Source organism: Thalassobaculum fulvum (assembly GCF_014652915.1).
GTDB lineage: Bacteria > Pseudomonadota > Alphaproteobacteria > Thalassobaculales > Thalassobaculaceae > Thalassobaculum_A > Thalassobaculum_A fulvum.
In genome coordinates this window covers 307,158-320,322 of the sequence record NZ_BMZS01000006.1, presented here as the reverse complement: position 1 = coordinate 320,322, position 13,165 = coordinate 307,158, and the positions used below count along the sequence as shown (strand labels likewise).

Genomic DNA, 13,165 nt, shown 5'->3' with positions numbered 1-13,165 from the left:
TCGGCGGCTGATGCTCTGGCACTCTCTCCGCATCCGGGGCCGGCCGAAAGCCGTATCAAGGGAAGGTCTGCACCATGAGTTCAACCCCGGCGCGGGCCTGGCACGGGCCGGGTGCCCGGGCGCGAGGCGGGGACCGCGGAGGGAGGCCGGCCATGGCCGAGCATACCGTCGAGTGGGAGTTCGACCACCCGCCGTCGGCGGTGTGGCCGCTGCTGGCCGACACCGCCCGGTTCAACGAGGCCGCCGGCCTGCCGAAGCACGCGGTGCGCCGCGAGGAGCAGCCGGACGGCTCGGTCCGGTTCTTCGCCGAGGCCCGGATCGGCCTGGTCGACCTGGCCTGGGAGGAGATCCCGGTAGAGTGGGTGAGCGAGCGCTGGTTCCGGCACGAGCGGCGGTTCTCGCGCGGGCCGCTGGCACGGCTGACCGCCGTGGCCGAGCTGCGGCCGTCCGCGACCGGGACGGTGTGCCGCTACACCATGGCGGCGGAGCCGGCCGGGCCGTTCGGCCGGCTGCTGCTGGCGGCCGGTTTCCTGCGCCGGGCGGAGAGGTCGCTCGCGACGCTGGTCGACCGCGTCCGCGAGCATCTGGCCGGTCGCCGGCCGGTGGCCTACGCGCCGCCGCGGCCGCCGCTCGACGCGGCCCGGCGCCGGCGCCTCGAGCGCCTGGTCGAGACGGTCGAGGCCAGCGGCAACGGGCACGGCCTCGCCGACCGCCTGGCGGCGCTGATCGCCGACGGCCAGGACCTGGACGTCGAGAAGATCCGGCCGAGGGCGCTGGCCCGGCGCTGGGGCGTGCCGGAGCGCGAGGCCGTCGAGCTGTGCCTGCAGGCGGTCCGCGACGGCCTGCTGGAGTCGCGCTGGGATGTCCTGTGCCCGCGCTGCCGCGGTGCCCAACTGGCTGCCACCGCGCTCGACCGGCTGCCGACGAGGGCGCACTGCGACAGCTGCAACATCGGCTACGACCGCGACTTCGCCCGCAACGTCGAGCTCAGCTTCCGGCCGGCCCCCGGCATCCGGCCGCTGGCGGATGGCGAGTTCTGCCTGTTCGGGCCGATGTCGACGCCGCACGTCGCCGCCCAGCTTCGCCTGGAGGCCGGCGAGCGCCGCTCGGTGCCGGCCGGTCTGGCGCCGGGGCCGTGGCGCTACCGGACGCTGGAGCCGGGCGGGCAGGCCGACGTGACGGTCGACGATGCCGGCATGCCGGCGGTGATCGTCGGGTCCGAGGGTGTCGGGGCCGGGCCGCCGTCGCCCGGCGGGACGCTGAACCTGGAGAACCGGGACGATCGCCCGCGGCTGGTGGTGGTGGAGTCGCGACGCTGGGTCGAGGACGCCCTGACCGCCCATCGGGTCACCACCCTGCAGGCGTTCCGCGACCTGTTCGCCGGCGAGGTGCTGCGGCCGGGCGACGAGGTGGCGATCGCCCAGATCGCGCTGCTGTTCACCGATCTGTCGGGCTCGACCGCGTTGTACGAGCGGATCGGCGATGCCGCGGCCTATCACCTGGTGCGCGAGCATTTCGCGTTCCTGGCCCGCACGATCCGGGACAACGACGGGGCGATCGTGAAGACCATCGGCGACGCGGTGATGGCGGCGTTCGCCGAGCCGGCCGACGCCGTGCGCGCCGCGGTCGCCGTGCAGGCCGGGGTCGCCGAGTTCAACGGCCGGCAGGACGGCGAGGCGATCGCCATCAAGATGGGCGTGCACGCCGGTCACTGCATCGCGGTCACCCTGAACGACCGGCTCGACTATTTCGGGCAGATGGTCAACCTGGCGGCCCGGCTGCAGGGGCTGGCGCGATCGGGCGAGGTGCTGCTGTCGGAAAGCCTGGCCGACGATCCGAAGGTGCTCGAGGTCCTGGCCGACGTCGCGCCGGGGAGCGCCGAGACGGTCGCCGTCCGGGGGGTGGAACGGCCGGTCGCCGTGCTACGGTTGGCCGGGCCGTTCGACCGGCAGGAAGTCGGCGGGCGCGGAACGGGCAAGGGAACGGGGCATGAGCGACAAGCCGCTGCTGGTGCTGTGGATCGATAGCGCCGAGCCGTATCTGGAGGCCCTGGCCGCGGCCGGGCTGGCCGACGGCGTCGACGTCGCCGTGGTGCCGATGGCGGAGCCGGTGCCGGAGCCGCTGGCGGCCCGGGCGGCGGCGCTGGTCGCCTGGCGCAGCCCGCCGGGGGCGCTTGCGGCAATGCCGAACCTGCGTTGGCTGCAGGCCATGAGCGCCGGGGTCGAGATGTGGATCGGCCGGCCGGACCTGCGCGACGACATCGTGCTGACCGCCGCGCGCGGGGTCCACCGGGTGTCGATGCCGGAGAACATCCTGGCGGCGTTGTTCCACCTGACCAAGCCGATCGTCGCCGCCGCGCTCGACCAGCGCGAGGCCCGCTGGACCCGCCGGACCTCGGTGCCGCTGGCCGGCAGGACCCTCGGCATCCTCGGGATCGGCACGATCGGGGCCGAGCTGGCCCGCAAGGCCGCCGCGCTGGAGATCCGGGTGATCGGCACCCGCCGTTCCGGCGTCGCGGTGCCGGGCGTCGACCAGGTGTTCACGCCGGACCGGACCGACGACGTCCTGGCGGAGTCCGACTTCGTCCTGCTGCTGATGCCGTCGACCGGCGAGACCCGCGACTTCATGAACGCCCGGCGCCTGTCGGCGATGCGCCGCGACGCCTACCTGCTGAATTTCGGGCGCGGCGACGCCGTGGTCGACGCCGATCTGGTGGCGGCGGTGCGCGACGGCACCATCGCCGGGGCGGTGCTCGACGTGTTCCGGCAGGAGCCGCTGCCGTCCGACCATCCATTCTGGACGACGCCGGGCATCAGCGTCTGGCCGCATGTCGGCGGCCTGCACCCGTATCGCGATGCGCTGGTGGCCGAACTGGTGGTCGAGAACCTCCGGCGGTTCCTGGCCGGCGAGCCGCTGAGCCAGGCCGTCGACCGGGCGGCCGGCTACTGAGCCTCGGCGGGCGCCCGGGCCGGAGCCGCGGCTTCCGGACCGGCCGCGGGGGCCGGCAGGACGATCCTGACGACCGTGCCGGCGTCCGGCGTGCTGTGGATCCGCAGGATGCCGTCCTGACGCTCGACGAGTTCCCTGCAGATGTACAGGCCGAGCCCGGTCCCGCTTTCCCCGAGCGTGCCCGGCCGGGTGTTGCGCCGCGACAGGTCGAACAGCCCGGCCAGCGTCTCGGCGTCCATGCCGATGCCGTCGTCGGCGATCTCGATCTCGGTGCGACCGCCGGTGGCGACGGCGCCGACGCGGATCCGGCCGCCCGGCGGGCTGAACTTCACCGCGTTGACGACGGCGTTTCGAAGGACGGTGACCAGGGCGGTCTGGTCGGCGACGACCTCGAGCGCGGGCTCGATTCCGGCCTCGATCGCGATGTCCTTGGCATCGGCGTCCCGTCGGCACTGCCCGATCGCCTCGGCGACCACGGCGGACACCGACAAGGTGGTGGTGTGGAAGCTCACCGCGTTCATCTGCAGCCGCGACCAGTCGAGCAGGTTGTTCAGGAGATCGAACAGCGTCTTGCTGCTCTCGTGGATGTGCGTCGCGAACAGCTTCAGCTTCTCCGGATCCGCCCGGTCGGCACGCTCCATCAGAATGGCCGAGAACCCGAGGATGCTGTTGAACGGCCCCCGCAGATCGTGGGCGACGATCGAGAAGAACCGGTCCTTCTGGGCGTTGATCTGCCGTAGCTCGTCGGTCCGCTGGGCGACCACGGCCTCCAGGTTGTCGCGGTGCGCACGCAGTTCGGCCTCGACCGCCTTGAGGGCGCCGATGTCGGTGTTGATCGTCCCGATCGCGAACATCGCGCCCGTGTCGTCGCGGATCGGGAACCGGGTCGTCAGCAGGTCCATCGCCGTGCCGTCGCGGCGGGTGGCCCGTACCTCGTTCTGGGTGGTGGCGCCGGCGGCCAGCATGCGGCGGTCCTGCTCCTGGAAGAAGCGGACCTTTTCGGGCGGGTACAGGGCGGCGATCTCGGTTCCGGCGAGCTGCTCGGGCGTCAGGCCGTGGATCTCCGCGAACTTGTCGTTCGTCAGCACGAACCGACCGTTCAAATCTTTGACCGCCACCGGGCCGGTGGCGTTGCGCAGGAATTCGCGCAGGATCGTGAGCGCGGTGTCCGCCGGAACGCCCGGAAGCGGTGCGGCCGCCGGTCCGTCGCCGGTCTTGCGGCGGCGGCCGAGCAGGTAGCCGGTCAGCAGTCCCGCGACGGCAGCGCCGACGGCGATGCCGACGGTCACGAGGATGCTGCCTGGATCGAGGGATGGGACCATGGTGATGAGCCTGCCGGTCGGGCGCTCGCCGTCGTTGTCCGGTGCTCCCCTCCGCCGCGACGACTCGCTCGACGACGGACTATCGGCCGACAACCCCAAGAAATGGTTAATACCGCCCAGGGCCCGCGGGGTTTCCTTCTCGGGCGGCTTCGCGCACCATGGCCGGGGGCGAGAAGCTGCAGCCGAAACCTTCGCGGTAGGGGCGGGGCATCGGGAATGCGGTCGTTTATGCCCTGGCGAGACTGGGGGCGAGACCGGGGGGAATGGCCGTGCCCGAGATCTTCAACTGCTTTCCGCTGACCGTCTTCAAGGACAGGCTCGGCCTGCCGCAGGCGTACCGGCACCGCCTGGGCGAACGCGTGGTCGAGGCCTGGCAGGCGGGCCCGAAGGCCGGCCAGGACCGGCGCAACGCGTGGACCGGCGACCGCAACGGTGCCGAATGCCTGCACCACGACCCGGAGTTCCGGGACCTGTTCCAGGCGCTGCACCTGAGGCTTCGCCAGTACCTCGACGCCCTGTCCGTGGACAACAGTCGGCTCGACCTGTTCTACACCCGGGCCTGGGGCACCCTCAGCGAGCGCGGCCAGAGCATCCGCCGGCACCGCCACAACCAGTCCCACATTTCGCTGGTCTACTATCCGCTCAAGGGGCCGGGGACCGGCAACCTGGTGTTTCACGACGCCGAGCCGGCCAACGAGTTCACGCCCGGCCTGTTCGAACCGCACGCCCAGTCGGCGGGCCTGCTGACCGCCAGCAGCATCCTGAACTCCGAGATGGTCAATCTGCCGGTCGCCGAGGACGACGTGGTCATCTTCCCGTCCAAGGCCTATCACGCCACCGAACCGAACGAGACCGAGCTGCCGCGGGTGTCGATCTCGACCGACGTCGTGGTGGCGCTCAAGGATGCGGCCGGCATCGAGTACGTGATGCCGCCGGTCCGGCACTGGCGAAGCGCCGCGGCCTTGTGAGCCCACCGTTTGCGCGGCTCTTCCCGCAGGCATGCGTGCCATGCCGCCGGACGGATTGACAGACCGCCCCTCCGGCAGGGAAATGTGACCTTCGGTAACGAAACGTTAACCAGCCTCCGAGGGAGAGACGCGAGATGTTCCTGACCAAGCTCGGCCGAGCGGTCGGCCTGGCCGCGGTGGCCCTGCCGCTGATGGCCTTCACACCGGAAAACACCGAGTGCATCGCCCCGGCCAACCCCGGCGGCGGATGGGACTTCACCTGCCGGACCGTGGGCAAGCTGCTCGTCGAGGAGAAGCTGCTCGCCAACCCGATGCAGGTCACCAACATGCCGGGCGGCGTCGGGGCGGTGGCCTTCGCCAACGTTGCCGGCAAGCGCAGCGACGACCCGAACCTGATCGTCGCCGCCAGCACCGTCGGCATCACCCAGATCGCCCAGAATAAGTACCCGGCCGGTGTCGACACCATGCGCTGGGTCGCCATGCTCGGCGCCGATGTCGGCATCGTCATGGTGAACAAGGAGTCCGAGATCAAGGACCTGAAGACCCTGCTCGAGATGCTGAAGAAGGACCCGACCTCGGTGGTCGCCGGCGGGTCGTCGGGCGTCGGCGGCTGGGACCACCTGCGGCTGCTGCTGCTGGCCAAGAAGGCCGGTATGCCGACCGACGACCTGAAGAAGATCCGCTGGGTCCAGTACTCCGGCGGCTCCGACGCCGTCACCCAGCTCATGGGCAAGCACATCGGCGTCGTGCTGACCGACATCGGCGAGATCGCCGGGTTCCTGGAGTCGGGTGACGTCCGCCCGCTGGCGACCATGTCCGACGAGCGCCTGCCGGCGTTCAAGGACCTGCCGACCGCCAAGGAGCAGGGCTACGACGTGACCGGCTACAACTGGCGCGGCTTCTACATGCCCGGCAAGGTCAGCGACGAGCAGTACCAGGCCTGGGTCGACATGCTCGGCAAGCTGTACAAGTCCGACGCCTGGCAGCAGGAAGCCACCGCCAAGGGGCTGACCCTGATCTGGCGCGGCGGCAAGGAGTTCGACGGCTTCGTGCGCCAGTCCGAGGCGGACATGCGCGACGTCTCGAAGGCGATCGGGGTGATCAAGTGAGCGACCGGCTGACCGGCCTGCTGATCGCGGCGCTCGCGATCTGGTACGGCTGGACGGCCAACAACTTCGAGGAGGGGTTCGGCGATCCGGTCGGCCCCTCCGCCTTCCCGAAGCTGCTGGCGGTCCCGATGGGGCTGTTCGCCCTGTACCTCGTGATCCGCCCGGACGCCGATCCGGATTGGCCGCGGGGCAACCCGCTGATCCGCCAGGGCGTCATGCTGGCGGCGCTGGTCGTCTACCCGCTGATCCTCGAGCCGCTCGGCTTTCCGCTGGCCACCGCCCTCGCGATCTTCATCATGGCGGTGCTGCTGCGCGGCACCCGAAGGGCGGCAGGGGTCGCCGCCGTGGCGATCTCGCTGGGGCTGTTCGTGACCTTCGATCAAATCCTCGGCCTGCATCTACCGATGCTGCCGTCGCTGCAGTAGGCTGCCGTGGAAATCCTCTCGTTCCTCGCCCATGGCCTGACGGTCGCGCTGACGCCGACCAATCTGGGCCTCGCCGTGTTCGGCTGCGTGGCCGGCACGATCGTCGGCGCGTTGCCCGGCCTCGGCCCGGTGAACGGCGTCGCCATCCTGATCCCGCTGGCGTTCACCCTCGGGCTCGACCCGGCCTCGGCGCTGATCCTGCTGGCCTGCGTGTACTACGGCACCATGTACGGCGGCCGGATCTCGTCGATCATGCTGAACATCCCGGGCGACGAGCCGGCGATGATGACCTGCCTCGACGGCTATCCGATGGCGCGCAAGGGCAAGGCCGCCGAGGCGCTGGCGATCTCGGCCGTCGCGTCGTTCGTCGGCGCCACCCTGTCGACCATCGGCCTGACCCTGTTCGCACCGCTGCTGGTCAAGGTGGCGATCCATTTCGGTCCGGCCGAGTATTTCGCGCTGTACGTCCTGGCGTTCGCCACCATCGGCGGCGTCACCGGCGCCAACCCGGCGAAGACCCTGATGGCCGCCGCCTTCGGGCTGGCGCTGGGGACCGTCGGCCTCGACCCGGTCAGCGGCACCGCCCGCTACACCTTCGGGATCTTCCACCTGTTCGACGGCTTCCACCCGATCGTCGCGATCGTCGGGCTGTTCGCGATCAGCGAGATCCTGGTGTACCTGGAGCATGCCCACGGCACCCACCCGGGGGCGGTCGCTGTCCACCGCGCCTATGCCCGGCTGTCCGACCTCGCGAAGGCGGGCGGCGCCATGGTCCGCGGCTCGCTGATCGGCTTCGTCTCCGGCGTGCTGCCGGGGGCCGGGGCCTCGCTCGGCAGCTTCCTGGCGTATGCCATGGAGAAGCGGGTCTCCGACAAGCAGGGCAGCTTCGGCCACGGCGACCCGCGCGGGGTCGCCGCCCCCGAGGCCGGCAACAACGCGGCGGCCGGCGGCGCGCTGATCCCGATGCTCAGCCTCGGGGTGCCGGGCAGCGGCACCACGGCGGTGCTGCTGGCGCTGCTGATCTCGCTGAACATCACGCCGGGCCCGCTGCTGTTCCAGAAGCAGCCGGACGTGGTGTGGGGGCTGATCGCCTCGCTGTACATCGCCAACGTCGTGCTGCTGCTGCTGAACGTGCCGCTGGTCGGCCTGTTCACCCGGCTGCTCACCCTGCCGATGTGGTTGCTGCTGCCGACCGTGGTGATGGTCAGTTTCGTCGGCGTGTACTCGATCAACCACTCGACCTTCGACCTGCTGGTGATGGTCGGGTTCGGCGTGCTCGGCTACCTTCTGCGCAAGCTCGACATCCCGCTGGTGCCGATCGTGCTCGGCCTGCTGCTGGGCGCCGAGATGGAGAACAACTACCGGCGCGCCCTCAGCATTTCCGGCGGCGACGCGTCGATCCTGTTCGACAGCACGATCGCGGTGTCGCTGTACGCGGCGACCGCGGCGCTGCTGGCTATCGCGGTGGTCTCGGCGATCCGCCGCCACCGCCGCCGCTGAACCCGTTGGCGGCCGGCGCCCGCCTGTTCAAGGCGCCGGCCGGACCCTAACCTGTCGATGCCGTCCCGGCCGGGCCGATCCGGCCGGGGCGTCGTGGTGACCGTCTCCGGAGAAAGGAGCCGCTGACATGTCCGACCTGCCGAGCCGAGTCGACATCAACGAGGAGGGCCCGCGCGAGGGCTTCCAGATCGAGCCCGGCCCGGTCGCGACCGCGGACAAGATCGCGCTGATCGACGCGCTGTCCGCCACCGGGATCCGGCACATCCAGGTCTGCTCCTTCGTGTCGCCGAAGCTGGTGCCGGGCTGGGCCGACGCCGAGGCCGTGGTGGCCGGCTTCGCGCCGCGGGCCGGCGTCGACTACACCGCCCTCTGGTTCAACGCCAAGGGGCTGGAGCGGGCGCTGGCGTTCCGCGACCGCCTGCAGGTCACCGGCTCGATCGCGCTGGCGGCGTCCGAGCTGTTCTCGCAGAAGAACCTGAACCGCGACCGCCAGGGCAACATCGAGGCCATGCGCAAGCAGACAGAGGCGCATCTGGCGGCCGGGGTGCCGGTCACCCGGATCGGCGTGATGGCGGCCTTCGGCTGCAACTTCGCCGGCGACATTCCGGTCGCGCGGGTGCTGGAGACCGTGCATGACGGGCTCGGCATCGCCGCCGAGGCCGGCGTGACGATCACCGATCTCGGGCTCGCCGACACCATGGGATGGGCGACGCCGGACCGCATCGAGCGGGTCGTCGGCGCGGTCCGGAGCCGCTGGCCGGAGCTGCGGCTGACCCTGCACCTGCACGATACCCGGGGTCTGGGCATCGCCAACGCCCATGCCGGCCTGCGGATGGGAGTGGCTAGTTTCGACACCACGGTCGGCGGGCTCGGCGGCTGCCCGTTCGCCGCCCACAAGGGCGCGCCCGGCAACATCGCCACCGAGGAACTGGTGCTGCTGTGCGAGGAGATGGGGATCGCGACCGGGGTCGACCTCGACGCCCTGATCGACGTCGGGCACCTGGCCGAGCGGATCGTCGGCCACCCGCTGCCCAGCGCCGCGCTGCGCGGCGGCAGCCTCACCGGTTTCCGGAACCGCGCCGCATGACCGGGCCGAATCCGCTCCAGGGCCTGAAGGTCCTGGAGTTCAGCCACACCATCATGGGGCCGTGCGCCGGCCTGGTCCTGGCCGACATGGGCGCCGACGTGATCAAGGTCGAGCCGGCTCCCGGCGGCGACCACACCCGCCGGCTGCCCGGCTTCGCCGCCGGGTTCTTCGCGACCTTCAACCGCAACAAGCGAAGCCTGGCGATCGACCTGAAGAGCCCGGACGGCCGGGCGACCGTGCACCGGCTGGTCCGTGATGCCGACGTCGTGCTGGAGAACTATGGCCCCGGGACCATGGAGCGGCTCGGCTGCGGTTGGGAACAGCTCAGCGCGATCAACCCTCGGCTGGTGTACCTGGCGCTGAAGGGATTCCTGGCCGGCCCGTACGAGGACCGGCCGGCGCTCGACGAGGTGGTGCAGTTCCAGTCCGGCCTCGCCCACATGACCGGGCCGCCGGGGCAGCCGCTGCGGGCCGGGGCTTCGATCATCGACATCCTGGGCGCGGTGTTCGGCGTGACCGGCGTGCTGGCGGCCCTGCGCGAGCGCGACGGCACCGGCAAGGGCCAGCGGGTCGGCAGCGCGCTGTTCGAATCGGCGGTGTTCCTGGTCGGCTCGCACATGGCCGGCACCGCGGCCACCGGCGAGGCGCCGCCGCCGATGCCGGCGCGGCGCGGCGCCTGGGGCATCTACGACCTGTTCGAGACGCAGGACCACCGGCAGCTGTTCGTCGGGGTGACCAGCGACCAGCAGTGGAAGCGGTTTTGCGCCGAGTTCGAACTGGCCGGGATGGCGGCCGACCCGGAGCTGGCGACCAACGCCCTGCGCGCCAAGCACCGGCCGACGCTGATCCCGCATCTGCGCGAGCTGATCGGGGGCATGGCGTACGAGGACGTCCGGGCGCGCTGCAACGCCGCCAACATCTCGTGGGCGCCGGTCGGCCGGCCGGCCGACATGTTCGACGATCCCCACCTGCTGGCCGGCGGCGGGCTGCTGCAGACCGCGATCTCGGCGATCGGTGGCGGCGACCTGGTGCCGCTGCCGGCCCTGCCGCTGGAGTTCGGCGGCGACCGGCAGCGGGCCCCGCTGCTGCGCCAGCCGCCGCGGATCGGCGAGCACAACCGCGAGGTCCTGGCGGCCGCCGGGCTGGATGCCGCCGGCATCGATTCCCTGTACGCCGCCGGAATCCTGGTCGAGGGCTGACGCCCGCGTCGCCCGTCGACCGCGAACCACCGGGCCATAAACCGAAACCTCCCCGCATCGGGGCGATGCGGGGAGGTCGGCAGGGTGTCGCGTCGGCTTCCGTCAGCGGGCGGTCGGCCGGCCGGTCACTCCGGGCCCTTCCAGGCGTCCAGCTTGTCCAGCTTCATCTGGCGCTTCTCGCCGTCCGAGAGCTTCCAGTTGAAGCCGAACGCCGCGCCTTCCCACGAGCCGTAGGTCGGGTTGGCGATCATGATCCACTGCTTGCCCCACATGTCCTGGTGCTTCTTGTAGACCGCGAGGCGCTCGTCCGGCGTGCCGTCCGACTCGTCGGTGAAGTCGCCCAGGTTGTCGCCGATGTTCAGCAGCACCCGGTGGGTGGCGCCGACCGCCATGCGCCGCGGGCTCTTCGCCGACTTCTTCCACTCCTCCTTCTCGCCGCGCACCAGCACGTTGCTGCCGTCGTCGGCGACCGGATAGCCGAGGCTCTTCAGGTTGGCGATCGTGGCCTTCTCCTCGATGTCCTTGCGGTTCGAGACGTAGAAGATCGCCACGCCCTTCGACTGGGCGTACTTGATGAACTCGAGCGAGCCGGGGACGGCACCGGAGGTCTCGGTGTTCACATAGGCGGTCCAGGTCTTCGAGCTGAAGCCGTTGCCGCTCTTCACGGTCCAGGCCTGATAGCCCGAGTTGTCCATCACGGTCTCGTCGAGGTCGAGGATGACCGCCGTCGGCAGGCTCTCGTAGCCGGACGCCTGCTCGCCCGGCAGCGCCGTCCAGCTGTTGTCGGCCAGGGCCTGGTCGAGGCGCAGCTCCGCCAGCTTGTAGAGCCCGTAGGCGTTGGCCTTGAACTCGACGGCCCGCTGCGTCCAGTAGGTCGCGTTCAGGCCGTCGTTCGGCGCCGGGTCGGCGGCGAGGGCCGACGTGGACCCCGCCGCGGTCAGCGCGAACAGTCCAGCCGCGACCAGCCCGGCGAGCGGGCGGCGGTGCATGGTGTCGAACATGGTGTGCCTCTCTGTTTCCCTGTGATCCCGAACGCACTGCTGGCGGCGGCCCGATGCGCCCCCCTGTGCACCCTTCGGGCCGCGACTCATGTTCGGTTCCGAACATGTTGCCGGCGGTCGGCCCGCCGGCCAAGCGCAATCGCGCCCGGCCCGTCGCGGCATCCCCTCTTTGCGGTATGCGCGCGATGCTGGTGCGCGGCTAGGGTCGACCCCGCAATGCACGTGTCGCAACGGAGGTGGCCATGGGCGTGCTCGACAGCTTGCCGCAACCCGAGCTGATGGCGATCGGGGACTCGATCTACAACGGCGTCCGCTCGCTCTCGATCAACAACGAGCTGTCGCAACTCAGCGCACCGTCGCTGGTCGCCGAGGGGCTGGGAATCCGCCGGCGCTTCGCCTGCCCGGACTACGGCCGGCCGATGCTGATCGACTTCGAGAAGTACGTGCACATGCTGCCCGACGTCGGCGGCATCAAGGCGGACATCCTGGACAACTTCCGTTACTGGCTGCCGGCCCCGGCGCCGCGCTCCGGCCTGCCGGTGTTCGACAACCTGTCGATCGCCTCGACGGTGTACCGGGACCTCATCGAACGGACCGCCGAGACCGCCGAGGTCGAGCTGCACGCCATGAACGCCGGGCAGATCGACGATGCCGACGGGGTGATCGCCCGGCTCGCCGGCCTGTACTTCGCGCTGAACACGCGCTTCGTGCTCAACCCGCGCGGCCTGGACGAGCTGATGGGGAAGACCGCCGTGGAGATCGCGGCGATCCGCAGGCCGAAGGCCCTGCTGGTGAACATCGGCAGCAACGACGGCCTGTACGCCATGGCGTTCGACGCCCGCGCCGACATCCGCTACGCGAACGCCCGGCCGGCGCTGCGGGACCTGGTCGACGCGCTGGCCGCCCTGCCGGCGGAGACCGAGATCTACTTCAACGGCCTGGTGCTGCCGAGCACGGTCTCCAACCTGATGCCGGTCGACTACTACGCCACCAACAACCGGCCGCCGGAGGGCGGCTACTACGCCGAGTACGAGAACGCCTTCAGCCTCGGCAGCTACGGAACCATCAGCGCGGCCCAGATGGCGGTTCTCGACCAGGACGTCGCCGAGCACAACGCCTACACCCTCGACTACATCCGCTCGAAGAACCAGGCGCGGTTCCATTTCGTCGACGTCGCCGCGGTGCTGAAGCGGCTGAACGCCAAGCATGAACCCGACACCCCGACCAACGGGTTGCGCATGGCCGACCGCAAGCGCTTCACCAACACCATCCTCGAGGCCGCGCCGTTCCCGTTCCCGGCGTTCCGGAGCGGCGGGCTGCAGAGCCTGGACGGCATGCATCTGAGCACCCTCGGCTACGGGGTGCTGGCACAGAGCGTGCTCGACGCCATGGGCAGCGGCCGCCGGCTGAACCTGGAGGGTGTGTACCAGCGCGACACCCTGCTGCAGCAGATGCCGCGGATCTGGAGCGTGGCGCTGTGGCTGTGGCTCGACATCCGCCGGGCGCGGTTGCTGGACCAGCCCGATCCGGCGGCGGCCGGCCACGAGGAGGCCGCGGTCGCCGGCCTCATGGACGCCGCCGCCAAGTTCAAGATCGACTGAACGC

At 70.9% G+C, this 13,165-nt stretch carries 11 protein-coding genes; 9 read left to right on the top strand and 2 right to left on the bottom strand.

What is annotated here, in order from left to right:
- Positions 1–152: 152 nt before the first annotated feature.
- Both IE246_RS14860 and IE246_RS14855 read left to right on the top strand, forming a co-directional pair.
- Positions 153–2,027 carry an adenylate/guanylate cyclase domain-containing protein gene (locus IE246_RS14860; RefSeq protein ID WP_189990937.1) on the top strand — a complete coding sequence of 625 codons (1,875 nt, stop codon included), beginning with the start codon at positions 153–155 and terminating at the stop codon, positions 2,025–2,027.
- On the top strand, positions 1,990–2,949 hold the full coding sequence (locus IE246_RS14855; RefSeq protein ID WP_189990935.1) for a D-2-hydroxyacid dehydrogenase: 960 nt from the start codon (positions 1,990–1,992) through the stop codon (positions 2,947–2,949). Before IE246_RS14860 ends, IE246_RS14855 begins: the two co-directional genes overlap by 38 nt.
- Here the strand turns inward: IE246_RS14855 and IE246_RS14850 are convergent.
- Positions 2,943–4,271, bottom strand: a complete 1,329-nt coding sequence (locus IE246_RS14850; RefSeq protein ID WP_189990933.1) for a PAS domain-containing sensor histidine kinase — start codon at positions 4,269–4,271, stop codon at positions 2,943–2,945. The two genes, IE246_RS14855 and IE246_RS14850, sit on opposite strands and share 7 nt — an antisense overlap.
- Before the next feature lie 263 nt (positions 4,272–4,534).
- Between IE246_RS14850 and IE246_RS14845 the strand changes: the two genes are divergently transcribed.
- The 6 genes from IE246_RS14845 (at position 4,535) to IE246_RS14820 (ending at position 10,559) form a co-directional block, all read left to right on the top strand.
- Positions 4,535–5,239: a putative 2OG-Fe(II) oxygenase gene (locus IE246_RS14845; protein ID WP_189990931.1), complete on the top strand. Its 705-nt coding sequence runs from the start codon at positions 4,535–4,537 to the stop codon at positions 5,237–5,239.
- A 134-nt stretch (positions 5,240–5,373) separates the two neighbouring features.
- Positions 5,374–6,348 (top strand): Bug family tripartite tricarboxylate transporter substrate binding protein, encoded by a 975-nt coding sequence (locus IE246_RS14840; RefSeq protein WP_189990929.1) that lies wholly within the window; start codon positions 5,374–5,376, stop codon positions 6,346–6,348.
- Complete coding sequence (locus IE246_RS14835; RefSeq protein ID WP_189990928.1) at positions 6,345–6,773, top strand: tripartite tricarboxylate transporter TctB family protein; 429 nt, start codon at positions 6,345–6,347, stop codon at positions 6,771–6,773. The genes IE246_RS14840 and IE246_RS14835 overlap by 4 nt, the downstream gene beginning before the upstream one ends.
- 6 nt (positions 6,774–6,779) lie before the next feature.
- Positions 6,780–8,273 carry a tripartite tricarboxylate transporter permease gene (locus IE246_RS14830; RefSeq protein ID WP_189990926.1) on the top strand — a complete coding sequence of 498 codons (1,494 nt, stop codon included), beginning with the start codon at positions 6,780–6,782 and terminating at the stop codon, positions 8,271–8,273.
- 127 nt (positions 8,274–8,400) lie between these two features.
- Positions 8,401–9,360 (top strand): hydroxymethylglutaryl-CoA lyase, encoded by a 960-nt coding sequence (locus IE246_RS14825; protein ID WP_189990925.1) that lies wholly within the window; start codon positions 8,401–8,403, stop codon positions 9,358–9,360.
- A complete protein-coding gene (locus IE246_RS14820; RefSeq protein WP_189990924.1) occupies positions 9,357–10,559 on the top strand; it encodes a CaiB/BaiF CoA transferase family protein in 1,203 nt (400 codons plus the stop codon). Before IE246_RS14825 ends, IE246_RS14820 begins: the two co-directional genes overlap by 4 nt.
- Before the next feature lie 125 nt (positions 10,560–10,684).
- Here IE246_RS14820 and IE246_RS14815 read toward each other — a convergent pair whose 3' ends face one another.
- Positions 10,685–11,560 (bottom strand): HAD family acid phosphatase, encoded by an 876-nt coding sequence (locus IE246_RS14815; protein ID WP_189990922.1) that lies wholly within the window; start codon positions 11,558–11,560, stop codon positions 10,685–10,687.
- A 242-nt stretch (positions 11,561–11,802) separates the two neighbouring features.
- Here IE246_RS14815 and IE246_RS14810 point away from each other — a divergent pair, with 242 nt between their 5' ends.
- Positions 11,803–13,161, top strand: a complete 1,359-nt coding sequence (locus tag IE246_RS14810; protein WP_189990920.1) for an SGNH/GDSL hydrolase family protein — start codon at positions 11,803–11,805, stop codon at positions 13,159–13,161.
- The last annotated feature ends 4 nt before the right edge of the window (positions 13,162–13,165 follow it).

Bases quoted from the DNA above. Each gene is read 5' to 3' on its own strand.
- IE246_RS14860 (WP_189990937.1), top strand. From the start codon at position 153: ATGGCCGAGCATACCGTCGAGTGGGAGTTCGACCACCCGCCGTCGGCG.
- IE246_RS14855 (WP_189990935.1), top strand. From the start codon at position 1,990: ATGAGCGACAAGCCGCTGCTGGTGCTGTGGATCGATAGCGCCGAGCCG.
- IE246_RS14850 (WP_189990933.1), bottom strand. From the start codon at position 4,271: ATGGTCCCATCCCTCGATCCAGGCAGCATCCTCGTGACCGTCGGCATC.
- IE246_RS14845 (WP_189990931.1), top strand. From the start codon at position 4,535: ATGGCCGTGCCCGAGATCTTCAACTGCTTTCCGCTGACCGTCTTCAAG.
- IE246_RS14840 (WP_189990929.1), top strand. From the start codon at position 5,374: ATGTTCCTGACCAAGCTCGGCCGAGCGGTCGGCCTGGCCGCGGTGGCC.
- IE246_RS14825 (WP_189990925.1), top strand. From the start codon at position 8,401: ATGTCCGACCTGCCGAGCCGAGTCGACATCAACGAGGAGGGCCCGCGC.
- IE246_RS14820 (WP_189990924.1), top strand. From the start codon at position 9,357: ATGACCGGGCCGAATCCGCTCCAGGGCCTGAAGGTCCTGGAGTTCAGC.
- IE246_RS14815 (WP_189990922.1), bottom strand. From the start codon at position 11,560: ATGTTCGACACCATGCACCGCCGCCCGCTCGCCGGGCTGGTCGCGGCT.
- IE246_RS14810 (WP_189990920.1), top strand. From the start codon at position 11,803: ATGGGCGTGCTCGACAGCTTGCCGCAACCCGAGCTGATGGCGATCGGG.